The organism is Dongia sp. (assembly GCF_041905885.1).
Lineage (GTDB): Bacteria > Pseudomonadota > Alphaproteobacteria > Dongiales > Dongiaceae > Dongia.
In genome coordinates this window covers 60,602-86,077 of record NZ_JAYRKD010000015.1, presented here as the reverse complement: position 1 = coordinate 86,077, position 25,476 = coordinate 60,602, and the positions used below count along the sequence as shown (strand labels likewise).

The following is a 25,476-nucleotide window of genomic DNA, read 5'->3' as shown; positions in this document are numbered from 1 at the left end:
TTGGGCGATCGCGAGACTGTACCTGCCGAGTTCGTCGATCTGGCGCGCCGGCTGACGGAAGTCAGCCGGCCGATCCTCCGGCGCTATTATCGCAAGAAGCTCGACATCATCGACAAGGCCGACGAGAGCCCGGTCACCAAGGCCGACCGGGAATGCGAGGCGGCCCTGCGCGAGAAGATCAACGCCGCCTTCCCGTCGCACGGCATCATCGGCGAGGAGTTCGGCGCCGAGCGCGCCGATGCCGAGCATGTCTGGGTCCTGGATCCGCTGGACGGCACCCGCTCCTTCATCACCGGCCGGCCGCTGTTCGGCACGCTGATCGCGCTCACCCGGGCTGGCCGGCCGATCCTCGGCGTGATCGACATGCCGATCCTCGGCGATCTCTTCCTCGGCGTCGCCGGCGAGAAGAGCACCTTGAACGGCGAGGTGATCCAGAGCCGCGCCTGCGCCGCGCTGAGCGACGCCTATTTCTCGACCATCTCGCCGGTCTGGTTCCAGCGCGAGCATCTCGCCCCCTATGAGCGGCTGCGCGATGGCGTCAAGTCCACCACCTTCGGCGGCGACTGCTATCAGTACGCGATGGTGGCGATGGGCTTCATCGACCTGGTGGTCGAGCGCGGGCTCGGGATCTACGACTATCTCGCTCTCGTTCCCGTGATCGAGGGCGCCGGCGGTTGCATCACCGATTGGCAGGGCAAGGCCCTGACCATGCAGTCCGAAGGCGCGGTGGTCGCGGCCGGCGACCGGCGCATCCTGGACCAGGCGGTCGCAACGCTTGCCGCCTGATCGGCGTTAATCTGCGTTACACGACCTTGTTTCCCTGCGGGGAAAGTCTCCGCTAGGATGGCGGCAAGCCGCGCCAAAGCGGCTCACCATAAAACCATATGGGACTAGGGAAATCGGCATGACGCGCTCGACGCTGGGTCTGGCTTTCGCAACCCTCCTCGCGTGGAGCGCCGCCTTCGCACTGCCCCCCTCCATCCGATCGGCGGAAGCCCAAGACCCGAACGTCAAGCCGGTGCATGGCATGGCCATGCATGGCGCGCCGAAATACGGCCCGGACTTCAAGCATTTCGACTATGCGAACCCGGATGCGCCCAAAGGCGGCAGCGTCGTCTATGCCGGGATCGGCAGCTTCGACAGCTTCAATCCCTATACCCTGCAGGGCGACTACGGCGTGGGCGCCAGCTACGAGACGCTGACCACGCAGTCGCTCGACGAGCCCTTCAGCGAGTATGGGCTGATCGCCGAAAGCATGGAGGTGCCGGAGGATCGATCCTGGGTGATCTTCAACCTGCGCAAGGAAGCGCACTTCCACGACGGCACGCCGATCACCGCCGACGACGTGGTCTTCTCCTTCAATATCCTGAAGGAGAAAGGACCGCCCTTCTATCAGAGCTACTACAGCAGCGTTGCCAAGGCGGAGAAGCTGGGCGACCTCAAGGTGAAGTTCAGTTTCGCACCCGGGGATAATCGAGAGCTGCCACTGATCCTCGGCCAGCTGCCCGTCCTGCCCCAGCATCTCTGGAAGGACAAGGACATCACCCAGCCATCGCTCGATGTCCCGGAGGGCAGCGGTCCCTACAAAATCGCCAAGTACGAGGCCGGGCGTTCGATCACGCTCGAGCGGGTGAAGGATTATTGGGGCAAAGACCTGGCGGTCAATGTCGGCCAGAACAACTTCGACACCATCCGCTACGACTTCTACCGCGACCAGACGGTGTCGCTCGAAGCCTTCAAGGCCGGCACCTTCGACATCAACCTGGAGTCCAGCGCCAAGAACTGGGCCACCGCCTACGAGATCCCCGCCGTGTTCGACGGTCGGATCATCAAGGAGAAGATTCCGACCGAAGGCCGGAATCTCATGCAGGGTTTCGTCTACAACCTGCGCAAGCCGATGTTCCAGGACCGCAAGGTGCGCGAGGCGCTGGCCTATGCCTTCGACTTCGAATGGAGCAACAAGGCGCTGTTCTACGGGCAGTACGTGCGCATCCGGAGCTATTTCGGGCCGTCGGAGCTGGGCTCGACCGGCACGCCCTCGCCGGAGGAGCTGAAGATCCTCGACCCATACAAGGGCAAGATCCCGGATGAGGTCTTCACCACCGAATACAACCCGCCGAAGACCGACGGCTCCGGCGATGCCCGCGCCAATCTCGAGACCGCCAGCAAGATCCTCGATGATGCCGGCTGGAAGATCGAGAACGGGGTGCGGACCAAAGACGGCCTAAAGCTCGAGTTCGAGATCCTGCTCAACCAGCCGACCTTCGAGCGGGTCACCCAGCCGTTCATTCAGAACCTGGCACAGATTGGCGTCAAGGCCACGATGCGGACGGTCGATCCGGCGCAGTACCAGAAGCGGATGGATCAGTTCGACTACGACATGACCGTCGATCTCGTCGGCCAGTCGCTCTCGCCCGGGAACGAGCAAAGGGAGTTCTGGACCACGAAGAGCGCCGACACGAACGGCAGCCGCAACCTCGCCGGCATCAAGGATCCGGTGGTCGACGAGCTGGTCGAGAAGATCATCGCGGCGAAGGACCGCGACGACCTAGTCACCTCGGCGCGTGCCCTGGACCGGGTGCTGCAATGGGGCTTCTATTACATCCCGCATTGGAACGCGCCCTTCGACCGGGTCGCCTACTGGAACCGCTTCTCGCATCCCAGCAACATGCCGCCTTACGGGCTAACCCTCAGCACCTGGTGGGTCGATGCCGAGAAGGAAGCGGCGTTGCAGCAAAAGAAAACGACCGCGCCCGCCGACGCGCAGCAAGCGCCGGCACCCGCCACCCCGGCACCCACGGACCAAGCCCCGACGTCTCAGGCACCCGCAGCGCCTGCGCCCGCTCCAGCATCGGCGGAGCCGGCAACGCCGCCGGACACCCGCGGCAGCACGCCGATTCCCTACATCCTCGGCGGCATCGCCCTCGCCATCATTGCTTTCGTCCTCGTCCGGCGCGGGCGCAGGAAATGACCCAGATACACGGATCGGTCGCCTAGCCCTCGATGCTCGCCTATATCGTCCGACGCCTGCTGCTGATGATCCCGACCTTGTTCGGGATCATGGTGCTGAACTTCGTGATCGTGCAGGCGGCCCCCGGCGGCCCGGTCGAGCAGATGATCCAGAAGATCAAGGGCAGCGATGTTTCGGGAACCGAGCGGATGTCGGGCGGCGGCGGCGATACGCCGGGACGACCGCAGACGACCCAAAGCGCCGGCCAGAGTGGGGCCACGATCTACCGCGGCGCGCAAGGCATCGATCCGCAGACCATCAAGCGGATCGAGAAGCTTTACGGCTTCGACAAGCCGCCGCTCGAGCGCTTCACCCTGATGATGAGCAGCTTCATCCGCTTCGACTTCGGCAACAGTTACACCAGCGGCCGGCCCGTCATCGATACGGTGATTGAAAAGCTGCCGGTCTCGATCTCGCTGGGACTCTGGACCGCGATCATCTCATACCTGGTCTGCATACCGCTCGGCATTGCGAAGGCGGTGCGCGACGGCACGCCTTTCGACGTATGGACCAGCTCGGTGATCATCGCCGGTGCGGCCATTCCGGAGTTCCTGTTCGCCATCCTGCTCATCGTCATCTTCGCGGGCAGCCAATACTGGAACTGGTTTCCGCTGCGCGGACTAACCTCGCCGAATTTCGATCTTCTGCCGTGGTATGGTCAGATCCTGGATTATTTCTGGCACATGACGCTGCCCTTGACCGCAATGGTCGTCGGCAGCTTCGCCGGCCTGACCATGCTGACGAAGAACTCCTTCCTCGACCAGATCAACCAGCAATATGTGGTGACAGCGCGGGCGAAGGGCCTGACCGAACGAAATGTGCTCTACAAGCACGTATTCCGCAACGCCATGCTGATCGTGATTTCGGGCATTCCGGCGGCGCTGGTGGGCATCCTGTTCACCGGCGTCCTGCTGATCGAGATCATCTTCTCGCTCGACGGCCTGGGTCTGCTCGGCTACCAGGCCGTGATCAACCGGGACTACCAGACCTTCTTCGCGACGCTTTACATCTTCACTCTGATCGGCATGGTGCTACAGCTGATCGGCGACGTCATGAAGATGCTGATCGACCCGCGAATCGATTTCGAGGCGCGCGACGTATGACCACCATGACGCCGCCGCTCGCCGAGCATCGTCTTCTCGGCATGAAGATCAAGCCGCTGACCCGGCGGCGGATCGAGAAATTCCGCGCCAACAAGCGCGGGTACTATTCGAGTTTCATTTTTCTCGGCCTGCTGATCTTCAGCCTGTTCGCCGAGGTGATCGCCAACGACAAACCGGTTCTCGTCAGCTACCAGGGCGGACTCTACTTCCCCGCCTTCAAGACCTACCCGGAGACCACCTTCGGCGGGACCTTCGTGACCGAGGCGAACTACCGGAGCGCCTATGTGCGCCAGAAAATCGAGGCTGGCGGCTGGATGATCTGGCCGCCGATTCCGTTCAGCTATGACACCGTCATCACCGATCTGCCTGACCCCGCACCCAGCGCGCCGGACGGTGTCAACTGGCTCGGCACCGACGACGGTGCGCGCGACGTGCTGGCGCGGGTTATCTACGGCTTCCGCATCTCGGTGCTGTTCGGCTTCGCCCTCACCATCTGCACCACCATCATCGGGGTGCTGGCGGGCGCGGTGCAGGGCTATTTCGGCGGCTGGACCGACCTCCTGTTCCAGCGCTTCCTCGAGATCTTCGGCGGCCTCCCGACCCTCTATATCCTGATCATCCTCTCCGCGATCATTCCGCCCAGCATCATCACATTGTTCGTCATCATGCTGATCTTCGGCTGGACCTGGCCGATCGGCGTGGTGCGGACCGAGTTCCTCCGGGTCCGGAATCTTGAATACGTGCGAGCGGCGAAGGCCCTTGGCATGAGCGACTGGCGGGTGATGGTGAAGCACATCCTGCCTAACGCCATGGTGACGACACTGACGCTGCTGCCGTTCACCTTGAGCGCATCGGTCGGCGTGCTGACGGCTCTCGATTTCCTCGGGCTCGGCCTGCCGCCGGGCTCGCCCTCGCTCGGCGAGCTCCTCAGCCAGGGCAAGAACAACCTGCAGGCACCCTGGCTCGGCATCACCGGTTTCGTCGTCATCGCAAGCTTAATGGTGCTGCTGGTCTTCATGGGCGAGGCGATCCGCGACGCCTTCGATCCCCGGAAGGTGTTCAAGTGAGCGCACTCCTCGAAGTCACCGACCTCAGCGTCGCCTTCGGCGAAACCCTGGCCGTCGATCACGTGAGCTTCTCGCTGAACAAGGGCGAGACCCTGGCCTTGGTCGGCGAATCCGGTTCGGGCAAGTCGGTGACCGCCCTTTCCGTCCTGCAGCTGCTGCCCTACCCGCTGGCGCACCATTCTTCCGGCAGCATCAAGCTCGACGGCCAGGACCTGCTGGAGGCCCCGGATGCGGTGCTGCGTGAGATCCGCGGCGGGCGGGTCTCGATGATCTTCCAGGAGCCGATGACCTCGCTCAATCCAGTGCATCGGGTCGAGCGGCAGATCACCGAAGCCATGCTGCTGCACAAGAAGGTGCCGGCCAACGTCGCCCGCGCCCGCGCCGTGGAACTCCTGAAGCTGGTCGGAATCAACAACCCGGAGCAGCGGCTGCGCGCCTTCCCGCATGAGCTTTCCGGCGGGCAGAGGCAGCGGGTGATGATCGCGATGGCGCTCGCGAACGATCCCGATCTTCTCATCGCCGACGAGCCTACCACGGCGCTCGACGTGACGGTGCAGGCGCAGATCCTCAAACTGCTGCGCGAGCTGCAGGCCAAGCTCGGCATGGCGATCCTGCTGATCACCCACGACCTCGGCATCGTGAAGAAGTTCGCCGATCAGGTCGCAGTGATGCAGAAGGGCAAGATCGTCGAAGCCAAGACGCCCGAGGCGCTGTTCGCCCATCCGGAGCATCCCTATACCCAGATGCTGCTCGCCGCGCAGCCCAAGGGTGACGGGGTGCCGCCGCGGGCCGATGCCAGGACGCTGGCCGCGGTCAAGAACCTCAGGGTCTGGTTTCCGATCAAGGCGGGCGTGTTCCGCCGCGTCGTCGATCACGTGCGGGCGCTCGAGGACGTGACCGTCGAGATCCGCGAGGGCGAGACGGTCGGCGTGGTCGGCGAATCCGGGTCGGGCAAGACCACGCTCGGCCTGGCGCTGCTGCGTCTCATCGACAGCAAGGGCGAGATCGTCTTCGACGGAAAGCGAATCGACGGCTTCGACCGCGGCGACATGCGGCCGTTGCGCGAGGACATGCAGATCGTGTTCCAGGATCCCTATGGCTCGCTCTCGCCGCGCCTCTCGGTCGGCGAGATCGTCGCCGAGGGACTGGAGGTGCATGACCTCGCCAAGGACCCGGCGGAGCGCGAGCAAGCGGTGATCGAGGCACTGAAGGAAGTCGGCCTCGACCCCGAAACGCGGCATCGCTATCCGCATGAGTTCTCCGGCGGCCAGCGCCAGCGCATCTCGATTGCCCGGGCGCTGATCCTGAAACCCAAATTGATCGTGCTGGACGAGCCGACCTCGGCGCTGGACATGTCGGTGCAGGCGCAGATCGTCGATCTGCTGCGCGACCTGCAGTCGAAGCACGACCTCGCCTATCTCTTCATCAGCCACGACCTGCGCGTCATCCGCGCCATGGCCGACCGGGTGATCGTGCTGAAAGACGGCCATATGGTGGAGCAAGGGCCGGTCGCGCAGATCTTCGAGCATCCGCGCGAGGCGTATACGCAAGCGCTGCTGCGGGCGGCGCTCAACCTCGAGACCACCGAAGGCGGCGTGGTGCGGCAATGAGCGCGAGCCTCGTCCTCTCCGATACCGGCGCCAGCTTCGCCGCCTGGGAGAGCGCCTTCCGCAAGGCAGCGCCGGAAGTCGTGCTGGTGCGCGACGAGCCGGAGCGCGATCTGCGCGGCATCCGCTATTGCATGACCTGGAAGCCGCTGCCCGGCGTCTATGCACGCATGCCGGACCTCGAGGCCCTGTTCGTGCTCGGCGCCGGGGTCGAGCGCTTCGTGGGCGATGCGACGATCCCGCTCCAGGTGCAGATCGTGAAGATGGCCGAGCCGGGCTTGACGCAGGCGATGGAGCATTATGTGCTCTGGCAGGTGCTGGAACTGCATCGCGGCTTCCGCGCGCTGGCGACGGCGCAGCGCGAGGTCCGCTGGATCGACCAGACCTATCCGGCACCCTGGGACCGCAAGGTCGGGGTCATGGGCCTCGGCACGCTGGGCGATGCGGTGGCGCGCAAGCTGCAAGGCTTTGGTTTCGCGACGCGCGGCTGGAGCCGCAGCGCCAAGGCGATCGAGGGCGTTACGGTATTCGCCGGCGGCGAGAAGATCGCAGACTTCCTCGATGGGCTGGAGATCCTCGTCTGCCTGCTGCCGCTGACGCCGGAGACGCGCGGCATCCTCAACGCCGATCTCTTTTGGCATCTGGCGCCGGGGGCGGGCCTCATCAATGTCGGTCGCGGCGCGCAGCTCAACGAGGCGGACCTGCTTTCGGCGCTGGATTCCGGGCAGCTTTCCGGCGCCAGCCTCGATGTCTTCCATACGGAACCGCTTCCGGCGCCGCATCCCTTCTGGCGACACCCGAAGATCCTGGTGACGCCGCATCTGGCCTCCGACGTCGATCCCGAAAGCTCGGCCCTCGCCATCCGGCAACAGATCGAGCGGGCCGAGGCCGGGCAGGCGCTGGAGCATGTCGCGGACCGAAAGCGCGGCTACTAGGCGCAAAAATCATTGGACGGGGCGCCGGGCGCCTTGTTTCATGCGGCCATGACCCAGACCGCGACCAATCCGCTCGACCCGAAATCGATCCTGGAACAGGCCTTCGAGATGGAGGACGAGTTCCCCGGGCCGGCCGAGGACCTGCTGCTCTCCTGGCTGCTGAGCCTGGGCGCCGACCAGCCGCCGGCCGCGGCCGCGCAGGAACTGCTGCCGCGCTACACCGCGCGGCTGTCCGGTAAGGACGAGGCCCTGCCGATCGTGAAGCTCCACAGGCTGCTGGAGCAAGTCGCGGTCAGCCCACCCGCCACCGCCCGCCGCGGCCGCCTCTCCGGCCGCATGCGGCGCGGCGCTTAGCGCCTTCTCAATCTCGCCAGAGCCTGGCGCCGGGGCGCGACCCTCGGCGCCGGCTTCTTGGTGATGATCTTCGGGCCCGGTGTCGCCGTGCGCGCCCATTCCGCGACGTAAGCCAGCAGCGCGCGGAAGGCCAAGGCCTCGCCGCCTTCCGGCCGGCCCGGCTGGGCGCGGCCGTTCCAGCCATAAGTATCGATATGCATCCACTTGGTGGTGGGCGCCACGAACTCGGCGAGATAAAGCGCCGCCGTCACCGCGCCGGCGAAGCCGCCGTCGGAGACGTTGTTGATGTCGGCGACCTTGCTGTCCAGCATCCGCCGGTAGCCTTTCCACAGCGGCAGCTGCCAGAGCGGATCACCTTCCAGCTTGCCGTGGCGCAGCAGCGCGGCCGCGGTGTCGTCGTCGTTGGAGAACAAGGCCGGCAGCTCCGGGCCGAGTGCGACGCGCGCCGCGCCGGTCAGGGTCGCTGCGTCGATGATGAGATCGGGATGGCCGCTCTCCGCCTCGCTGAGCGCGTCGCAGAGGATGAGGCGTCCCTCGGCATCGGTGTTGCCGATCTCGACGGTAATGCCCTTTCTTGTCTTGATCACGTCCCAGGGGCGGAAGGCATTGGCCGAGACGCTGTTCTCGACCGCGGGGATCAGCAGGTGAAGCTGCACCGGCAGCTTCGCATCCATGATCGCGCGGGCCAGCGCCAGCATCAGGGCGGCGCCGCCCATGTCCTTCTTCATCATCAGCATGCCGCTGGAGGGCTTCAAGTCGAGTCCGCCGGAATCGAAGCAGACGCCCTTGCCGACCAAGGCGAGCTTCGGCCCGGTCGTGCCCCATTTCAGCTCGATGAGACGCGGCGGCTTCGGTCCCGCGCGGCCGACGGCATGGATGGTCGGAAAGTTCTGCTTCAGGAGATCGTCGCCGACGATGACCGAGAACTTCGCCTTGAACTCCTGCGCGACTTTCTTCGCCGCCTCGGCGAGCTCGGGCGGGCCCATGTCCTCGGCCGGGGTATTGATGAGATCGCGCGCCAGCGCCATCGACCTCGCCAGGCGCTCGACCAAGGCGCGGTCGGCGGCCTTCGGCCAGACCAGCCGCGCAAACTCCTTGCCGTCGCTCTTGTAGCGGCCGAAGCGGTAGCAGCCCATCGCCCAGGCGAAGGCATAGGCGGTCGCCTCGCTGGCCGAAATGCTGTCATCCAGACGGTAGGTTCCCGGCGGCAGCGCGCCCGGCAGCACACCCACCGACCAGCGGTCGAGCCCCTCCTCGACGCCGACCAGCACCCGCGCCGGCTGGCCGCGCCCGTCCGGCACCAGGCACCAGCTGCCGGGCTTGGCCTTGAACGCGGCCGCCTTCAGCCAGGATTGCAGCTGCGCGGGCTGTTCCTTGAGCCAGGTGAGCAGGCGCTTCTCGCTGAGCGGCGTCACCGGCACGGCTTTGCCGGCGCGCTGGATGAGATGATCGAGCAAGGAATCCTCGTGGGGTATCGGTTCCGGAAGGCGGCGATTGTAACGGCGGGGCGCGGCCGGGCATAGCTCCTCCACAGGGCGGAAACATGCTAGGAAGGCCGCCATGGCGACCGCCGCGGACAGCAATCCCGTGCCCCCAGCCGCTTCCGCCCCCTCGGTTTCCGTGGAGGAGGCCGGCGGCGCATCGCCCCTGCTGCTGACCATGGCGCGGGTCGGGCCGTTCGCGATCTGGGCGGTGGTGATCCTCGGCGCCTTCCTGAGCCGGCCGCCGACCGCGCCGATCGAACTCGAGACCCTGTCCACCGCCTGGCACATGCTGCAGACCGGGAGCCCCGTCCCGCTGCTCAACGGCGAGATCGCCGCCACCACGCCGCCCTTGCACGACTGGTTGATCCTCGCCGGCTGGCAACTCTTCGGCGTCTCCGAGATCTGGCCGCGGCTGCTCGCGGCGCTGTCCGCGCTGGCCACGCTGTTCCTGGTCGGCACCGCGGCACGAACGCTCTGGCCGCACCGGGCGACCACACAGATATTCTCCCGCATCCTGATGGCCGGGCTGGGCGGATTCATCATCACCGCCAGCATGATCGCGCCGGAAGTGGTGGCGCTGCCGATCGAGCTCGCCGGCTTCCAGGCGATCTGCATGCTGCGGCAGAATCGCCATGGCCTGTTGCGGGGTGCGGCACTCTGGGTCCTGTTCACGCTCTGCGTCACCGCCGATCTTTTCTTGATCGGCTGGACCGCCTTGCTGTTGCTGCCGCCGATCGCGGTGCTGGCGCCGCATCTGCGCGATGCGCTCGGCGATCCCGAAGCACGGCCGCGCGGCTGGCGCCGCGTGCAATGGCGGATCGCGGCCCTGGGCGGCACGGCGGTCGCGGTCGCGCTGGCCTGCCTCTGGCTCTCCTTTGCAACCCAGGGCCGCGCGGTCGGCGTGGCCGACGTGCTGAACTTCGGCTTCGGCTGGACCAACAGCAACAGCGAGGCGACCCGCAACGCGCCCTGGACGCTGATCCTGACGCCGATGCTGCTTTATCCCTGGATCGTCTGGAAGACCTTGTGGCGCGCCCTCGCAAGGCAAACCCGCGACGGCTACGGCTTCGGCTTCCGGCTGTGCCTCATCTTCCTCGCCGCGGCGGCCGTCTCCGGCATCGCCTCGGGGGTTCAACTGCAGGGCATGCTGCCGATCGGAGTGCCCCTGGCGCTGGTCGGCGCGCGGCTGCTGGCCAATCAGGCGATCAAGCCGAAGGACTTCCACGCCGTGGTGCCGGGCTTCATCGCGCTGATGCTCGGCCTCTTCTTCTTCCTCATGAACATGATCCCGACCGCGCATCTCGATGCCTTGTGGCGGCAGTTCTTCGGCGCGGCCCTGCCGATCTGGCTCGGCGGCAGCGGGCTCGCTTCCGGCATCCTGCTGTTCTTCGGCGGCTATATCCTGGCTCAGATGTCGCCCTCGCAGCAGCTCTCGCGCACGCTGCAGGTCGCCTGCATGCCGGTGCTGCTGATCACCTGCGCCAACATCGAGTTCGCGAACAGCCTCGGCGCCTTCTTCGATTTGAAGCCGATCGGCTCGAAGATGCGCGAGTTGCAGGATGCCGGGCAGGAGATCGCGGTCTACGGCCCTTATCGCGGCGAATACGATTTCTACGGCCGCCTCAGCGCCGCGCCCAAGGTGCTGATGACCGAGAGCGAGGCGCTGGACTGGGCCAAGGCGCATCCGCGCGGCGCCATCGTCACCCGATTCGATGGCAGTGCCCTGGACCTGCCGGCTTTGCCCTATTACCGCGGTGTCGCCCGCGACCGCTGGGTCGCGATCTGGCCGACCAGCGCCGTCCTCGACACCAAGGGCGCGGTCCTGGCCTCGACATTCTGAGCGAAGCCCGCTGAATACCCCGAATCCGAAGGGTTTGGAGACAGCCGGGGTCGACTCAGATAGGATGTCGTTAAGGAATACGGGCCAGGATGCCCACCGGGAGGCAGAGCCGTCGATGTCGTCTTTCACCATGAGCTACCGCAAGGTCGGCAACCGGGAGAACCGGCGCGACAAGCGCCTGCCCCTGCCGGTCTTCACCATCCGGCTCGACGGGTTGGTCTGCAACACCCTGAACTGGTCCTTGGGCGGGCTGCTGGTCTCGGGCTATGAGGGCCAGCACAAGCCCGAAGACCTGATCGACGTCGATATCAAGATCAAGGACACGACCGGTGACTATGCGCTGAAACTGAGCGCGCGGGTGGTCCGGGTCGATCAGAAGAACAAGACCATCGCCTTGCGCTTCGAGGAAATGAGTCCTGTAATCTACGACTTCTTCGAGCGCAGCTTCGCCCAGCGTTTCCGCAACCGGTTGCGCTGACCCCTCTCGCATGCTCGCCGACTTCCAGATCGCGGACTGGGTGGCCCTGGGCTTCCTGATCGTCGCTTGGCATGCCTATGGCTATTTCGCCGACACCCTGCCGTCGGCCGGGACACCGCTCAGCGGCAGCCCGCGCAATCTCAACATGGCGATGCACCGCGTCCGCAAGCAGTGGATGAAGCAGATGGTGCGCCGCGAGGAACGCGTCATCGACGTGATCCTGACTGGCCACACCGTCAACTCGCTGGCCTTCTTCGCCTCGACCTCGATGATCGTGATCGCCGGCCTGGTCGGCACCCTCGGCGGTTCGGGCAGCGCCTTCCGGGTGCTGGAGAGCCTGAGCTTTGCGCAGGTGACGACCGAGTTCGTTTTCCAGATGAAGATCATCGGCCTGATCGGGATGTTCGTGATCGCCTTCTACAAATTCACCTGGGCGCTGCGGCAATACAATTTCCTCTGCGCGCTGATCGGCGCGGCGCCGGGCCATGAATCGCACCCGACCGAAGCCGAGGTCGACCGCTTCGCCGAGCATGCCTCGCGCATGCTGTCGCTGGCCTTGACCAGCTTCAACGGCGGGATCCGCGCCTTCTATTTCGCCGTCGCCTGGCTCGCCTGGTTCGTCCACCCCTACGCCTTCATCGGCACGACGGCGCTGATGGTTGCGGTGCTGTTCAAGCGCCAGACGCAGTCGCGCAGCCAGGCGGCGGTGATGACCTATCTGGATATGCTGGAAAAGAAATAGCGCTTACGACGCCGCGTTGAGGCGCTTGGCGTGATAGCGCAGGAAGCCGCAGGCGGCATTGGCCAGCCAGCGCGAGAGGCGGCCGGTGGCGTTGAGCCCGCAGGCCTTCAGCGCCATGGCGATGCCGCGCTCGACATGCGGACGCTGGTAGAGCGGATAGGCGCAGCGCGCATAGGCCCGCGAGCAATCCGCCCGGCGATAGGTCTCGCCGGTGTTGTTGGCGGCGTAATAGGCATAGGCGAGCTCGTCGTCGTGGCTCTCGAAGACGCGTCCGAGCACGACCTTGAGCCGGCCCCAGACGCCGAGCTTCTCACGCGCCTGATAGCGCTTCATATGCGAGTAGAAGAGCTTGTAGTGGCGGAACTCGTCGGCCGCGATGTTGCGACAGATGGCTTTCAGCACCGGCTCGTCGGTCGCGTCGGCGAGGGCGGTGTAATAGGTCGAGGTGCCGGTCTCGACGATGCAGCGTGCGATCAACTCGCCGGCGCGGGAGCCGCGCACCGACTTCTCGACGTCGAGCGGGATCTGGTAGCCGTCGGTGAAGCGCTTGAAGCTGGCCGCGTAGTCGAAGCTGGGGTCGGCGAGTTGCGCCCAGCGGCCCAATGCCTGGCCGTGCTGCAGCTCCTCCAAGGCCCATTCGCGGGCGACCGCCTGGAACTCCGGGTCGTCGTGGAAAACCTTGCAGAGATACTCGCCGTAATCCTCGCCGTTGGCCTCGACCATGGCGGACGCCTTGATGGCTTTCAGCACGTCAGGATTGACTGCGGCCGGATCGAAACGGTCCCAGTCTATGCTTTCGAGCGTCCAATGCGGCATCGCGTGAATCCGTAGTCGGTGCGAATAGTCGCCGATTCGTCGGGCAATTTCCGTTAACCCCGGCGAGAGACTAAACCGGTTGGCCCGATTGTGACAAGACGGCCGGCCACGCCAAAGACCGCCCGAAAGCGGCCTTCGGCGGACTCGAACTAATTCGTTAATAGCTGCTCGGTTCCACCGCCGCGGCGAGACGCGCCTCGGCGACCTTGAGCTCGTTCTGCGCGACCGCCTTGGCGACCTCGTCCTTGGCGTCCTCGACGTCCTCGCGGGCATCGGCGATCGCCCGCTCGGCCGCGGCGCGGTCGATCTCGCCGACCGGCTCCGCCTGCTCGGCGAGCACGGTGCAGCCCGTCGCGGTCACCTCGGCGAAACCGCCGCCGACGAAGATCCGCTCGGGTGCGGACCCGCCCTTGTAGACGTAGAGCACGCCCGGCCGGATCAGCGAGATCAGGTTCATGTGCTCCGGCAGGGCGGCGAAGTCACCCTCGATACCGGGGACGATCACCTGATCGACCGGCTCGGAGAGCAGCAGGCGCTCCGGCGAAACGAGATCGAACTGCAGTTGCCCGGCCATGCGCGTTAGGCCGCCTCAGCCATCTTCTCGGCCTTGGCGATCGCTTCCTCGATGGTGCCCACCATGTAGAAGGCCGATTCCGGCAGGTCGTCGTACTGGCCGGCGACGATGCCCTTGAAGCCCTTGATGGTGTCGGCGAGGGAGACGAGCGCGCCCGGCGTGCCGGTGAAGACTTCGGCGACGTGGAACGGCTGCGACAGGAAGCGCTGGATCTTGCGCGCACGGGCCACGGTGAGCTTGTCCTCTTCCGAGAGCTCGTCCATGCCCAGAATGGCGATGATGTCCTGCAGCGACTTGTAGCTCTGCAGCACGCGCTGCACGTCGCGGGCGACCTGGTAATGCTCTTCACCGACCACGCGCGGATCCAGGATGCGCGAGGTGGAGTCGAGCGGATCGACCGCCGGGAAGATGCCGAGCTCGGCGATCTGACGCGACAACACCGTCGTCGCGTCCAAATGCGAGAACGAGGTCGCCGGCGCGGGATCGGTCAAGTCGTCGGCGGGCACGTAGATGGCCTGCACCGAGGTGATCGAGCCCTTCTTGGTCGTGGTGATGCGCTCCTGCAGCGCGCCCATGTCGGTCGCGAGGGTCGGCTGATAACCCACCGCCGAAGGAATACGGCCCAAGAGCGCCGACACTTCCGAGCCCGCCTGGGTGAAACGGAAGATGTTGTCGATGAAGAACAGGACGTCCTGGCCTTCTTCGTCGCGGAAGTACTCGGCCTGGGTGAGGCCGGTGAGCGCCACGCGGGCGCGGGCTCCCGGCGGCTCGTTCATCTGGCCGTACACCAGCGCGACCTTGGACTCGCCGTCGAGGTTGATGACCTTCGACTCCATCATTTCGTGATAGAGGTCGTTGCCTTCGCGGGTGCGCTCGCCGACGCCGGCGAACACCGAGACGCCGCCGTGGGCCTTCGCGACGTTGTTGATCAGCTCCATGATGGTCACGGTCTTGCCGACGCCGGCGCCACCGAACAGGCCGATCTTGCCGCCCTTCGGATACGGGGTCAGCAGATCGACGACCTTGATGCCGGTGACGAGGACCTGCGGCTCGGTCGCCTGATCGACGAACTCGGGAGCCGGGCGGTGGATCTCGTAGCTCTTCTTGGCGACGACCGGGCCGCGCTCATCGACCGGCTCGCCGATCACGTTGATGATGCGCCCCAGGGTCTCCGGGCCGACCGGCACGGTGATGGCAGCGCCGGTGTCCACGGCTTCCTGGCCGCGGACCATGCCGTCGGTGGTGTCCATGGCGATGGTGCGGACGGTGTTCTCGCCCAAATGCTGCGCCACTTCCAGGACCAGCTTCTTGCCCTGGTTATCGACATGCAGCGCGTTCAAGATCGCCGGCAGGTCGCCGTCGAACTGAACGTCGACCACGGCGCCCAACACCTGGGTGACCTTGCCGACACGATTCTGAGCCATGAGTTACGTCCTTCCTTACAGGGCTTCGGCGCCGGAGATGATTTCAATCAGCTCCTTGGTGATGGCGGCCTGGCGCGAGCGGTTGTAGGTGATGGTGAGCTTGTTGATCATGTCGCCGGCGTTGCGGGTGGCGCTGTCCATCGCGGTCATGCGCGCGCCCTGCTCCGATGCGGCGTTCTCGAGCAGCGCGCGGAACACCTGCATGCCGAGATTCTTCGGCAGCAGCGCCGAGAGGATCTCGAGCTCGTCCGGCTCGTACTCGTAATAGGCACTGCCACCCGGCTCGTTCTCGTTGGCCGCGGCGGGCGCGAACGGAATCAGCTGCTGGATGGTGACGATTTGGGTCATCGCCGACTTGAACTGGTTGTAGACCAGCTCGCAGACGTCGAACTCGCCATGCTCGAACATGTGCAGGATCTTGGTCGCGATCGCCTCGGCGGCGGCGAAAGTGAGGCGCGGCTTGCCCACGTCCTCGACGGTGCCGATGATGTCGGCGCCGAACTCGCGCTTCAGCTGGTCGCGGCCCTTGCGGCCGATGCAGAAGATCTTGACCGTCTTGCCCTGGGTCTTCAAATCGCGGGCGAGCTTGCGCGCGCCGCGCGAGATCGAGGAGTTGAAGCCGCCGCAGAGGCCGCGGTCGGAAGTCATCACCACGATCAGGTGAGTCTGGTCCCGGCCGTTGCCGGCGAGCAAAGCGGGCGCCCCGTCCTTGCCGGCGGCGGCGGCCGCCAGACGGCCGAGCACGCGGTTCATGCGCTCGGCATAGGGGCGGGCCGCCTCGGCCTGCTCCTGGGCCCGGCGCAGCTTGGCCGCGGAGACCATCTTCATCGCCGAAGTGATCTTCTGCGTGCTCTTCGTCGAGTTGATGCGGACCTTGAGGTCCTTAAGGCTGGGCATCCCTCACCCTTTCCTTTCGCCGTCTCTCGTGGATCAGGCGAAGGTCTTCGAGAACGCAGTGTAGAAAGCCGTCAGCTTGTCCTCGGTCGCCTTGGAGATTTCGCGCTCCTCGCGGATCGACTTCAGAATGTCGCCGTGCTTGGCGCGGATCTCTTCCAGCGCCGCCGCCTCGAAGCGGTTGACGTCGTTGACCGCGACGGTGTCGAGGAAGCCGCGGACGCCGGCGAAGATCGAGACCACCTGCTCCTCGACCGGCATCGGCTGATACTGGCCCTGCTTCAGCAGCTCGGTCAGGCGCGCACCGCGCGCCAGCAGCTTCTGGGTCGAGGCGTCGAGGTCCGAAGCGAACTGCGCGAAGGCCGCCATTTCGCGATACTGAGCCAGTTCCAATTTGATGCGGCCCGCAACCTGCTTCATCGCCTTGATCTGCGCGGCCGAGCCGACGCGGCTGACCGAGAGACCGACGTTAATGGCCGGACGGATGCCGCGGTAGAACAGGCCGGTCTCGAGGAAGATCTGGCCGTCGGTGATCGAGATGACGTTGGTCGGGATGTAGGCCGAGACGTCGCCGGCCTGGGTTTCGATGACCGGGAGCGCGGTCAGCGAGCCGTTGCCGTTCTTGTCGTTCATCTTCGCCGCGCGCTCGAGCAGGCGGCTGTGGAGGTAGAAGACGTCGCCCGGATAGGCTTCGCGTCCGGGAGGACGGCGCAGCAGCAGCGACATCTGGCGATAGGCGACGGCCTGCTTGGAGAGATCATCGTAGAAGATGACGGCATGCATGCCGTTGTCGCGGAAGAACTCGCCGATGGTGCAGCCGGTGTAGGGCGCCAGGAACTGCAGCGGCGCCGGCTCGGAGGCGGTCGCGGCGACCACCACCGAATATTCCATGGCGCCCTGGTCTTCCAGGGTCTTCACGATCTGCGCGACGGTCGAGCGCTTCTGGCCGACCGCGACGTAGATGCAATAGAGCTTCTTCGACTCGTCGCCGGAGGCGTTGATCGCCTTCTGGTTCAGGATGGTGTCGATGATGACGGCGGTCTTGCCGGTCTGGCGATCGCCGATGATCAGCTCGCGCTGGCCGCGGCCGACCGGAACCAGGCTGTCGATCGCCTTCAGGCCGGTCTGCATCGGCTCATGCACCGACTTTCTCGGGATGATGCCGGGGGCCTTCACTTCGACGCGCTTGCGCTCGGCGCCCTGGATCGGGCCCTTGCCGTCGATCGGGTTGCCGAGGCCGTCGACCACGCGGCCCAAGAGGCCCTTGCCGACCGGCACGTCCACGATGGCGCCGGTGCGCTTCACCGTGTCGCCTTCCTTGATGGTGCGGTCGTCGCCGAAGATCACGACGCCGACATTGTCGCTCTCGAGGTTGAGCGCCATGCCGCGGATGCCGCCGGGGAACTCGACCATCTCACCGGCCTGGACCTTGTCCAGGCCATGCACGCGGGCGACGCCGTCGCCGACCGAGAGCACCTGGCCCACTTCGGTGACATCGGCTTCGTTGCCGAAATTCTCGATCTGCTGCTTGAGGATCGCAGAGATTTCGGCGGCGCGGATTTCCATTAGGCAACCCCTTTCATGGCAAGCTGCAGCTTCTGCAGCTTCGTCTTGAGCGAAGAATCAATCATGCGGCTGCCGACCCGAACGACGAGCCCGCCGAGCAAGCTGGGATCGACCTTGACGTCGATCGAAACCTTGGAGCCGACGGCGCGCTTGATCGCCTCGGCGACAGCCGCTTGTTGGTCAGCCGTCAGCGGACGCGCGGCGGTGACTTCCGCCGACATCTCGCCGCGGCGGTCGGCCAGCAGCTTCAGGAAGGCCTTGATCATCGCGCTGAGCGTGAACAGGCGGCGATTCTGCGCCACCAGGCCGGTGAATTTCTGGGTGAGGTCGTTGAAACCAGCGGCCTTGGTCACGGCGCCGATCGCCTTGGTCTGCTCGGCGCGGCCGAGGACCGGGGAGTTCATCAGGCGACGGAGATCGTCGGAATCCGCGACCATCTTCTGGAGCGACGTGAGGTCGGCGGCGACGGCGTCGAGCGCCTTCTTGGAATCCGCCAATTCGAACAGCGCCGCGGCATACCGCGTCGCCAGCCCGCCTTGTTCTGATGTCTGGGCCGCCAAGTTGCCCCCGTTCCCGGTCAAAAAGTCGTTGTCTGGAGCGGCCTTATCGGTGAGTTACCGCGGCCGCATTTTCACCCCCTGGCGCGAGGCTCCCCGCGTCAGGCGCGCGGTGTGTAACATATGGATTGGGGCTAATCAACCGCGTGGTAAGCAAGTTTTAACGCACTGCGGCAGGGGACTTAAGAATCTGATTTCTATAAGAAACTATAGGGGTCGATGTCGATCTGAACTCGCAGATCATCTCCCCATTTCGGGCCGCGCAACCACTGCCGAATGAAGCCCTGCGGCGCCACGTCGCGGGTGCCGTTGACGATCGGCTGCCGGCATCCCGGAAACAGCGTGATTCACTCACCCGGCAACCCATTTCTCTTGGGGAGAGTTGTTTTGCCGTGAAAGCGCCGGTGGTATAGTCGAAAGCCTAACCTGAGAGAATCTATGGCAAATCTCAAGCAACGCACCCAACAGATGCCTGCCCTCACGCCGGTGGAAGATACCCGCCGGGACGCGGAAGCAAAGCGCGACGCCAAGGCCGGCATCGGCATCCCGCTCGATGAGGCTTTTGCTTGGCTCCACGACAAAGTCGACGGGATCGAGCGACCGAAGCCGAAGGCGCGCAAACTCTAGTTTAGCCAGTCTCATGTCGAAGCCCGTCGTACTGACGGCCGCCGCGCGCTTGATGACCTGAGCGACGTGGTGGAATGGTTGACGCAACCAGGCTCCGGCGTCGTCGCGCACCGCAACTTTAGAGATATTCACCAAGGCATCGCGGGTCTGGCAATGAGCGCGTCACGGCATCCCGTCGACCCAGATCAACCCGGCTCTCGGTTGGCAATCATCCATCGCTATGCCGTGAGGTTTACGGTTCAGTCAGACGGGAGCGTCATCGTCGAACTCGTTTTTGGCCCGGGACAGAAACGCGGAAACGCCGGCTAGCCGCGAGCGGTCCTCACAAAAAGCTATAAGGGTCGATGTCGATCTGAAGTCTGAGGTCGCCGGGCCATTTCAGGCCCCGCAACCACTGCCGGATAAAGCCCTGCGGCGCCACGTCGCGGCGGCATTTGATGAGGAAGCGGCGCCGGTGTCGCCCCCGCAACATTGCGAGCGGCGCGGGGGCCGGGCCGAGCACCGAAACGCCCTCTACCCTGGGCGCATGTGCCGCCATCGCGCGCACCTGGGTCTCGACCGCGGCGTCATTACTGCCCGAGACAATAAGAGCGGCGAGCCGGCCGAAGGGTGGCATGCCGGCGATGCGGCGGTCCTCCTCCTCGATCTTCAGGAAGGCGGCCTGGTCGTGGTCTTTGAGCGCCTGCATGACCGGGCGGCCGGGATCATAGGTCTGGACCAGCACCTTTCCCGCCCGCTCCGCCCGACCGGCGCGGCCCGCCACTTGGTGCAGGAGCTGATAGGTGCGCTCCGCCGCCCGGAGGTCGCCGCCTGAGAGGCCGAGATCGGCATCGACCACGCCCACGAGCGTCAGATGCGGAAAGTGGTGCCCCTTGGCGATGATCTGGGTGCCGATGATGAGATCGACCTCGCGCTCGGTCACCATGCGGATGAGCTCGGTCGCCTTCTTCGGCCCGCCCACCGTGTCGCTGGTAAGGATCAGCCGCCGCGCGTTGGGGAAGAGCGTCGCCGCCTCCTCCGCCAGCCGCTCTACCCCGGGCCCGCAGGCGGCGAAGGTGCCTTCATGCTGGCAGGCCGGGCAGGCTTTCGGCATCTGGATCTGGTAGCCGCAGTGATGGCATTGCAGCCGCTGCGAATAGCGATGCTCGACCAGCCAAGTCGTGCAGTTGGGACATTGCATCCGATGCCCGCAATCGCGACACAGGGTCAGAGGGGCGTAGCCGCGGCGATTGAGGAACAGGATCGCCTGACCGTGGTCGGCGAGCGTTTCGTTGACCGCGCGGATCAGGCTTGGCGAGAGCCATTGCTGCCGCTCCGGCTTGTCGCGGCGGAGATCGATCAGAGTCACCTCGGGCAATTCGGCGTCGCCGTGCCGGTCCGGCAGTTCCAGGAATCGATAGCGGCCCTGCTCGGCATTGACGGTTGATTCCAGCGACGGCGTCGCCGAGGCGAGCACCACCGGGATCTTCGCCAGATGCCCGCGCACCACCGCCATGTCGCGCGCCTGGTAGATGACGCCGTCCTCCTGCTTGAAGGCGGATTCATGTTCCTCATCGACGACGATCAGGCCGAGATTGTCATAGGGAAGAAACAGCGCGGAGCGCGCACCGACCACGACCTTGGCCTCGCCGTCGAGCACGGCGCGCCAGGTGACGCGCCGCTCGACTTGCGTGAGCTCGGAATGCCATTGCGCGGGCGCAGTGCCGAAGCGGTCCTCGAAACGGCTGAGCCATTGCGCACTCAATGCGATCTCCGGCAGCAGCACCAGCGCCTGCCGACCGGCGCGAAGACAGGCCGCGATCGCCTCGAAATAGACTTCGGTCTTTCCCGATCCGGTCACACCGTGCAGCAGCGTCACACCCGGCGTCTGCGGACGCAGCGCGTCGACCGCATCCTGCTGCGCCTTGGAGAGCGCGGGGCCGGCTCGATCGGCGTCGGGCCGTCCGAAAGGGCGACGCGCCGGCAAGGCGACGGCCTGAAGCATGCCCAACCGTGCCATTTCGGCAACAACGCCCGGAGAAGAACTCGCGGCGCGCGCAAGATCGCCTGAGGTCAGCGGCGGCCCATCCCGCAGGACGTCGAGCACGCGCTGCCGCGCCGCTGTCATTTTCCCCGAATCCGGATTGCCAATTTGCCAAGCCTTGATCGGCTTCTCAGGCTCTAGCGCTTCGGGTACGCTCATCGCCATGCGCAGCACCGAGCCGATCGGCGCCATGCAGTAGTTCGCGACCCAGTCGATGAAACGCCGCGAAACCTCTGGCATCGCGGGAATCTCGAGCCGCGCTTCGACCGCGCGCAGCTTCTCCGGCGGCACGCTGTCGTCGCCCGCGCCCCAGACGACACCCATCACCGTGCGGCGGCCGAGCGGCACCGCGACGAAGTCGCCCGGCGCCAGCGAGAGACCGTCCGGAATGGCGTAGTCATAGGCCGTGAACAAGGCCAGCGGTATCAGGACGCTCACGCGTCTCGACATTCTGATTTCTCGCGGCAACGAACTGGCGGTTTCGGAATCCATCGTCTAGAATCTTTCCCGATTCGCGCCCCCCGGCAAGCGAGACTGCAAAGCCGCCGCGGCGAAGGGGCAGACCTCGAGTTCTCACGCACGGATAGCAGACGGATGAAGTTCTTCATCGACACCGCCGACATCAACGAGATCAAGGACCTCGCCGCCACCGGTCTGGTGGACGGCGTCACCACCAATCCTTCGCTGGTCGCGAAGTCGGGCGGCAAGTTCCTCGATGTGATCAAGCAGATCTGCGAAGTGGTCGAAGGGCCGGTCAGCGCCGAAGTGACCGCGACCGATCACAAGACCATGCTTCAGGAAGGCCAGAAGCTGGCGAAGATCGCGAAGAATGTCTGCGTGAAGGTGCCGCTCACCGTCGATGGGTTGAAGACCTGCAAGGCGCTCTCCGACAACGGCACCAAGGTGAACGTCACCCTGTGCTTCTCGGCGGCGCAGGCTTTGCTCGCCGCGAAAGCGGGCGCCACTTTCATCTCGCCCTTCGTCGGCCGCCTCGACGACATCGGCCAGGAAGGCCTGCTGCTGATCTCGGACATCGTCCAGATCTACAACGCCTACGACAACTTGAACACCGAGGTGCTGGTCGCCTCGGTGCGCCACCCGATCCACATCATCGAGAGCGCGAAGATGGGCGCCCATGTCGCGACCCTGCCGCCCGCCGTGCTCCGCCAGCTGTTCAATCACCCGCTGACCGACAAGGGCCTGGCCGCCTTCCTCGCGGATTGGGCCAAGACCGGCCAGTCCATTTTGTAGGGGCGGTTCTTATAGTGGCGAAGCGATCGGGGACCACGATGGCGGACCAGGCAGCGGACCGCAGCAAGACCGGCACCACCACGGCCACGGCCGCACAGGTAGTCGCCTACCTGCGCCGCCATCCCGATTTCCTGGCGCGGCATCCCGAGCTTCTGGACCTGCAGCTCTCACCGGGCCGGCATAATGAATCCGGCAAGGGTGTGGTCGATCTGCAGCAGTTCATGGTCGAGCGCCTGCGCGGCGAGATCAACAAGCTCAGGAACGACCAGGACGAGATCCTCGCCAATACCCGCGACAATCTCTCGACCCAGGAGCGGATCCACAAGGCGGTGGTCGAGCTGCTGGAGGCCGAGAGCTTCGAGCAGTTCATCGACATCATCACCGGCGATCTCGGCCTGCTGCTGGAAGTGGACGTGGTCAGTCTCTGCGTCGAGCTCTCCGATCACACCGCCAAGCGCCCGAAGCATGAAGGCATCCAGTTCCTCGGCCGCGGCGCGGTCGATCGCGCGCTGGGCGGCAAGGACAAGCATGTCGTCTTGCGCGACGAGGCAATCGGCGACCCGGAGATCTTCGGCGCCGGGGCAGAGCTGGTCCGCTCCGACGCGCTGCTGCGGCTCAACATCAGCTCCCATGCGCCGGCCGGCCTGATCGCCTTCGGCGCGCGGCATCCCGGCTATTTCCATGCCGGCCAGGGCACCGAGCTCATGAGCTTCCTCGGACGGGTGATCGAGTTCGGCATCCGCACATGGCTGGACCTGCCCAAACCATAGAAGAAGACGCAGCCCGCGATCTTCGGTTCGCGGCGCGCCCGGACCTTGCCTCCGCCATCGAGCAATGGCTGAGCTGGCTCACCCATGAGCGCCGCAGCTCGGCGCATACCGTCGACGGCTATGCGCGCGACCTCAAGGACCTGCTGCGCTTCCTGGAGCAGTATCGCGGCGAGACCTCGACCCTCGCCGCCTTCGCCACCGCCGACCGCAACGACTTCCGCGCCTGGATGGCCGACCGCAACAAGCGCCGGCTGGAGCCCGCCTCCACCGCGCGGGCGCTGAGCGCCGTCAAGAACTTCGTCCGCTTCTCGGTGAAACGCGGGCTGGGCCAGAACATGGCCCTCGCGGCCATCCGCAACCCGAAGCTGCCGCGCTCCGTGCCGAAGCCCTTGAACGCGGTCGAGGCTGACGATGCGCTGGAGGCGGTGACCGATCTCCACGAGACCGACTGGATCGGCCGCCGCGATCTCGCGGTGCTGACCCTGCTCTATGGCTGCGGGTTGCGCATCTCGGAGGCGCTGGGCCTGGCACGGCGCGATGCGCCGAAGCCCAACGGTACGTTGCGCATCCGCGGCAAGGGCAACAAGACCCGGGTGGTGCCGGTGCTGCCCGTGGTCGCCGAGGCGATCGACGATTACCTAAAGGCATTGCCGATACCTTGCGAGCCCGAAGGCCCGCTCTTCCTCGGCGCCAAGGGCAAGCGGCTCTCGCCGCGGCTGGTGCAGCTCGCCATGCAGAAGCTTCGGATGCAGCTCAACCTGCCGGAGACCGCGACGCCGCATGCCTTGCGGCATTCCTTCGCCACCCATCTGCTGGCCGGCGGCGCCGATCTGCGGGCGATCCAGGAGCTGCTCGGCCATTCCTCGCTCTCGACCACCCAGCGCTACACCGAGGTTGACGCGGCGCAGCTTCTCGCCGTCTATAACGCCGCGCATCCCCGCGCCCGATAGCGAGAGCCACCCCATGACCGTCACCATCCGCCCGATCCGGCGCGAGGACGCCGAGGCCGTCACCGGCATGACCAAGGAGTTCGGCGCCTATCTGATCTCGCTCGGCGACCGGTGGGCTCCGCAATTCTCCGAGGCGCGGTTCATCGAGGACGGTTTCGGCGCCGACCCGGCCTTCGGCGGCTTCATCGCCGAGGAGGCCGCGCAGCCGCTCGGCTATCTGCTGCACACCCCGACCTATGACAGCGACATGGCCTGCCGGGTGCTGTTCGTGATCGACCTCTGGGTCCGGCCCTGGACCCGGCGCCTGGGCGTCGGGCGGAAGCTGATGGGGGCCGCCGCCGATCTCGCGCGGCAGCGCAACTGCGGCTACCTGCTCTGGTCGGTCTACAAGCCGAACACGCTGGCGCGGCAGTTCTACGACAGGATCGGCGGCCAGGAGACCGCCGAGCTCGACTGGATGACCCTCAAGGTTTAGTGCCGAACTCCGCCAGCACCCAGCGCTCGAATGCCTCGGCCATGGGGTTGGGGCCGGCATTCTGCGGCCGGGCCAGGAAATAGCCGCGGGTCGAACGCGCCGTGAAATTATGCGCGCGCTTCAACTGGCCGGCCTCGAGCAGATCGTCGATCGAGGGCGACCAGGAGAGCGCGATCCCCTGCCCCGCCAAGGCCGCCTGCAGCACCAGGGGATAGTTGCTGTAGCCCTGGCCGCGGATGCGCTCCGGCGGTGTCACACCGGCGGCGCTGAAATAGCCCGGCCAGTCGAACCAGTCGCTGCCGTCGGCGGTGTCGATCAGGCGCAGCAGGTTTGCGTCCGTGAGCCAGTCCGGCTTGCCGTCGGCGGGGCCGCTCGGGTAGTTCGGCGCGCAGACCGGGAACACAGCCTCCTGATTGAGGCGCTTCACCTCGATGCCGGGCCAGGCGCCGGCGCCGAAGATGATCGCAATGTCGCAATCGGCGATCGCCCGCTCGACATGCTGGGCGGTGATGACGCGAACATCGGCTTGCGGTTCCAGCGCAGTGAACAGCGGCAAGCGCGGCACCAGCCAATGCGCCGAGAAGGCGAAGTCGGCGCCGATGGTCAATTGCCGCGGCGCATCCTGGGCGCGGACCCGCGCCACCGCCTCGCCGATGACCTGCAGCCCCTGCTGCGCCGCCTCCAGGAACTGCTTCCCTTCCGGGGTCAGCTCGACGCCGCGTGGGCTGCGGCGGAACAGGGCGCAGCCCAAGCGCTGCTCGATCTGCCGGATCTCGCGGCTGACCGCCGATTGGGTGACGCCGAGCGCCTGGGCCGCCGCGGTGAAGCCGCCGCGCTCGCCCGCCGCGACCACCGCCAGCAGGGACGAGAGCGACGGCAAATCGCCCCTGACATAATCCTTGATCATATCCCTCATGAGCCGACCACGC

The 25,476-nt window shown here is 65.8% G+C and carries 24 protein-coding genes; 15 read left to right on the top strand and 9 right to left on the bottom strand.

The window, feature by feature from the left end; genetic code table 11:
• The 7 genes from hisN (at window position 1) to ACH2CY_RS16165 (ending at window position 8,076) form a co-directional block, all read left to right on the top strand.
• Complete coding sequence (gene hisN / locus ACH2CY_RS16195; protein ID WP_395020345.1) at window positions 1-786, top strand: histidinol-phosphatase; 786 nt, start codon at window positions 1-3, stop codon at window positions 784-786.
• A 118-nt stretch (window positions 787-904) separates the two neighbouring features.
• Window positions 905-2,971 carry an extracellular solute-binding protein gene (locus tag ACH2CY_RS16190; RefSeq protein ID WP_395020344.1) on the top strand — a complete coding sequence of 689 codons (2,067 nt, stop codon included), beginning with the start codon at window positions 905-907 and terminating at the stop codon, window positions 2,969-2,971.
• Window positions 2,972-3,003: 32 nt separating this feature from the next.
• On the top strand, window positions 3,004-4,113 hold the full coding sequence (locus tag ACH2CY_RS16185; protein WP_395020343.1) for a microcin C ABC transporter permease YejB: 1,110 nt from the start codon (window positions 3,004-3,006) through the stop codon (window positions 4,111-4,113).
• Entirely contained in the window at window positions 4,110-5,180 is a 1,071-nt protein-coding gene (locus ACH2CY_RS16180) for an ABC transporter permease (protein WP_395020342.1), read from the top strand. Before ACH2CY_RS16185 ends, ACH2CY_RS16180 begins: the two co-directional genes overlap by 4 nt.
• Window positions 5,177-6,790, top strand: a complete 1,614-nt coding sequence (locus ACH2CY_RS16175) for an ABC transporter ATP-binding protein (protein ID WP_395020341.1) — start codon at window positions 5,177-5,179, stop codon at window positions 6,788-6,790. The genes ACH2CY_RS16180 and ACH2CY_RS16175 overlap by 4 nt, the downstream gene beginning before the upstream one ends.
• Window positions 6,787-7,722, top strand: coding sequence for a 2-hydroxyacid dehydrogenase (locus tag ACH2CY_RS16170; protein WP_395020340.1), 936 nt, complete (start codon window positions 6,787-6,789; stop codon window positions 7,720-7,722). Before ACH2CY_RS16175 ends, ACH2CY_RS16170 begins: the two co-directional genes overlap by 4 nt.
• 48 nt (window positions 7,723-7,770) lie before the next feature.
• Window positions 7,771-8,076 carry a hypothetical protein gene (locus ACH2CY_RS16165; RefSeq protein WP_395020339.1) on the top strand — a complete coding sequence of 102 codons (306 nt, stop codon included), beginning with the start codon at window positions 7,771-7,773 and terminating at the stop codon, window positions 8,074-8,076.
• On the opposite strand, the gene ACH2CY_RS16160 is transcribed toward ACH2CY_RS16165, so the two are convergent.
• On the bottom strand, window positions 8,073-9,533 hold the full coding sequence (locus ACH2CY_RS16160; RefSeq protein ID WP_395020338.1) for a leucyl aminopeptidase family protein: 1,461 nt from the start codon (window positions 9,531-9,533) through the stop codon (window positions 8,073-8,075). The genes ACH2CY_RS16165 and ACH2CY_RS16160 overlap by 4 nt on opposite strands.
• Window positions 9,534-9,636: 103 nt before the next feature.
• Here ACH2CY_RS16160 and ACH2CY_RS16155 point away from each other — a divergent pair, with 103 nt between their 5' ends.
• From ACH2CY_RS16155 to ACH2CY_RS16145, 3 genes are all read left to right on the top strand, one after another.
• Complete coding sequence (locus ACH2CY_RS16155) at window positions 9,637-11,400, top strand: ArnT family glycosyltransferase (RefSeq protein WP_395020337.1); 1,764 nt, start codon at window positions 9,637-9,639, stop codon at window positions 11,398-11,400.
• Window positions 11,401-11,515: 115 nt separating this feature from the next.
• Window positions 11,516-11,878 carry a PilZ domain-containing protein gene (locus ACH2CY_RS16150; protein ID WP_395020336.1) on the top strand — a complete coding sequence of 121 codons (363 nt, stop codon included), beginning with the start codon at window positions 11,516-11,518 and terminating at the stop codon, window positions 11,876-11,878.
• 10 nt (window positions 11,879-11,888) lie between these two features.
• Window positions 11,889-12,620, top strand: a complete 732-nt coding sequence (locus tag ACH2CY_RS16145; RefSeq protein WP_395020335.1) for a DUF599 domain-containing protein — start codon at window positions 11,889-11,891, stop codon at window positions 12,618-12,620.
• 3 nt (window positions 12,621-12,623) lie between these two features.
• Here ACH2CY_RS16145 and ACH2CY_RS16140 read toward each other — a convergent pair whose 3' ends face one another.
• The 6 genes from ACH2CY_RS16140 to ACH2CY_RS16115 form a co-directional block, all read right to left on the bottom strand.
• The gene (locus ACH2CY_RS16140; RefSeq protein ID WP_395020334.1) at window positions 12,624-13,436 is read right to left on the bottom strand and encodes a ferritin family protein; all 813 of its coding nucleotides are present in this window, start codon (window positions 13,434-13,436) and stop codon (window positions 12,624-12,626) included.
• 157 nt (window positions 13,437-13,593) lie between these two features.
• A complete protein-coding gene (locus tag ACH2CY_RS16135) occupies window positions 13,594-14,010 on the bottom strand; it encodes a F0F1 ATP synthase subunit epsilon (RefSeq protein WP_395020333.1) in 417 nt (138 codons plus the stop codon).
• A gap of 5 nt (window positions 14,011-14,015) precedes the next feature.
• Window positions 14,016-15,434, bottom strand: a complete 1,419-nt coding sequence (gene atpD / locus ACH2CY_RS16130) for a F0F1 ATP synthase subunit beta (protein WP_395020332.1) — start codon at window positions 15,432-15,434, stop codon at window positions 14,016-14,018.
• A 15-nt stretch (window positions 15,435-15,449) separates the two neighbouring features.
• Window positions 15,450-16,331 carry a F0F1 ATP synthase subunit gamma gene (locus ACH2CY_RS16125; protein WP_395020331.1) on the bottom strand — a complete coding sequence of 294 codons (882 nt, stop codon included), beginning with the start codon at window positions 16,329-16,331 and terminating at the stop codon, window positions 15,450-15,452.
• Between the two features lie 33 nt (window positions 16,332-16,364).
• Window positions 16,365-17,894, bottom strand: a complete 1,530-nt coding sequence (atpA, locus tag ACH2CY_RS16120; protein ID WP_395020330.1) for a F0F1 ATP synthase subunit alpha — start codon at window positions 17,892-17,894, stop codon at window positions 16,365-16,367.
• On the bottom strand, window positions 17,894-18,454 hold the full coding sequence (locus tag ACH2CY_RS16115; RefSeq protein ID WP_395020329.1) for a F0F1 ATP synthase subunit delta: 561 nt from the start codon (window positions 18,452-18,454) through the stop codon (window positions 17,894-17,896). The genes atpA and ACH2CY_RS16115 overlap by 1 nt, the downstream gene beginning before the upstream one ends.
• A 435-nt stretch (window positions 18,455-18,889) precedes the next feature.
• Between ACH2CY_RS16115 and ACH2CY_RS16110 the strand changes: the two genes are divergently transcribed.
• Window positions 18,890-19,078, top strand: a complete 189-nt coding sequence (locus ACH2CY_RS16110) for a hypothetical protein (protein ID WP_395020328.1) — start codon at window positions 18,890-18,892, stop codon at window positions 19,076-19,078.
• A 322-nt stretch (window positions 19,079-19,400) separates the two neighbouring features.
• Here ACH2CY_RS16110 and ACH2CY_RS16105 read toward each other — a convergent pair whose 3' ends face one another.
• Window positions 19,401-21,551 carry a primosomal protein N' gene (locus ACH2CY_RS16105; RefSeq protein ID WP_395020327.1) on the bottom strand — a complete coding sequence of 717 codons (2,151 nt, stop codon included), beginning with the start codon at window positions 21,549-21,551 and terminating at the stop codon, window positions 19,401-19,403.
• 144 nt (window positions 21,552-21,695) lie between these two features.
• Here ACH2CY_RS16105 and fsa point away from each other — a divergent pair, with 144 nt between their 5' ends.
• Genes fsa through ACH2CY_RS16085 form a run of 4 tightly spaced genes read left to right on the top strand, consistent with a single transcriptional unit; the run spans window position 21,696 to window position 24,547 of the window.
• Entirely contained in the window at window positions 21,696-22,352 is a 657-nt protein-coding gene (gene fsa / locus ACH2CY_RS16100; protein ID WP_395020326.1) for a fructose-6-phosphate aldolase, read from the top strand.
• A 38-nt stretch (window positions 22,353-22,390) separates the two neighbouring features.
• A complete protein-coding gene (locus ACH2CY_RS16095) occupies window positions 22,391-23,122 on the top strand; it encodes a DUF484 family protein (protein ID WP_395020325.1) in 732 nt (243 codons plus the stop codon).
• Window positions 23,098-24,072 (top strand): tyrosine recombinase XerC, encoded by a 975-nt coding sequence (locus tag ACH2CY_RS16090; protein WP_395020324.1) that lies wholly within the window; start codon window positions 23,098-23,100, stop codon window positions 24,070-24,072. The genes ACH2CY_RS16095 and ACH2CY_RS16090 overlap by 25 nt, the downstream gene beginning before the upstream one ends.
• 13 nt (window positions 24,073-24,085) lie before the next feature.
• A complete protein-coding gene (locus ACH2CY_RS16085) occupies window positions 24,086-24,547 on the top strand; it encodes a GNAT family N-acetyltransferase (RefSeq protein WP_395020323.1) in 462 nt (153 codons plus the stop codon).
• Here ACH2CY_RS16085 and ACH2CY_RS16080 read toward each other — a convergent pair.
• Window positions 24,537-25,463, bottom strand: coding sequence for a LysR substrate-binding domain-containing protein (locus ACH2CY_RS16080; RefSeq protein ID WP_395020322.1), 927 nt, complete (start codon window positions 25,461-25,463; stop codon window positions 24,537-24,539). The genes ACH2CY_RS16085 and ACH2CY_RS16080 overlap by 11 nt on opposite strands.
• Window positions 25,464-25,476 lie beyond the last annotated feature (13 nt).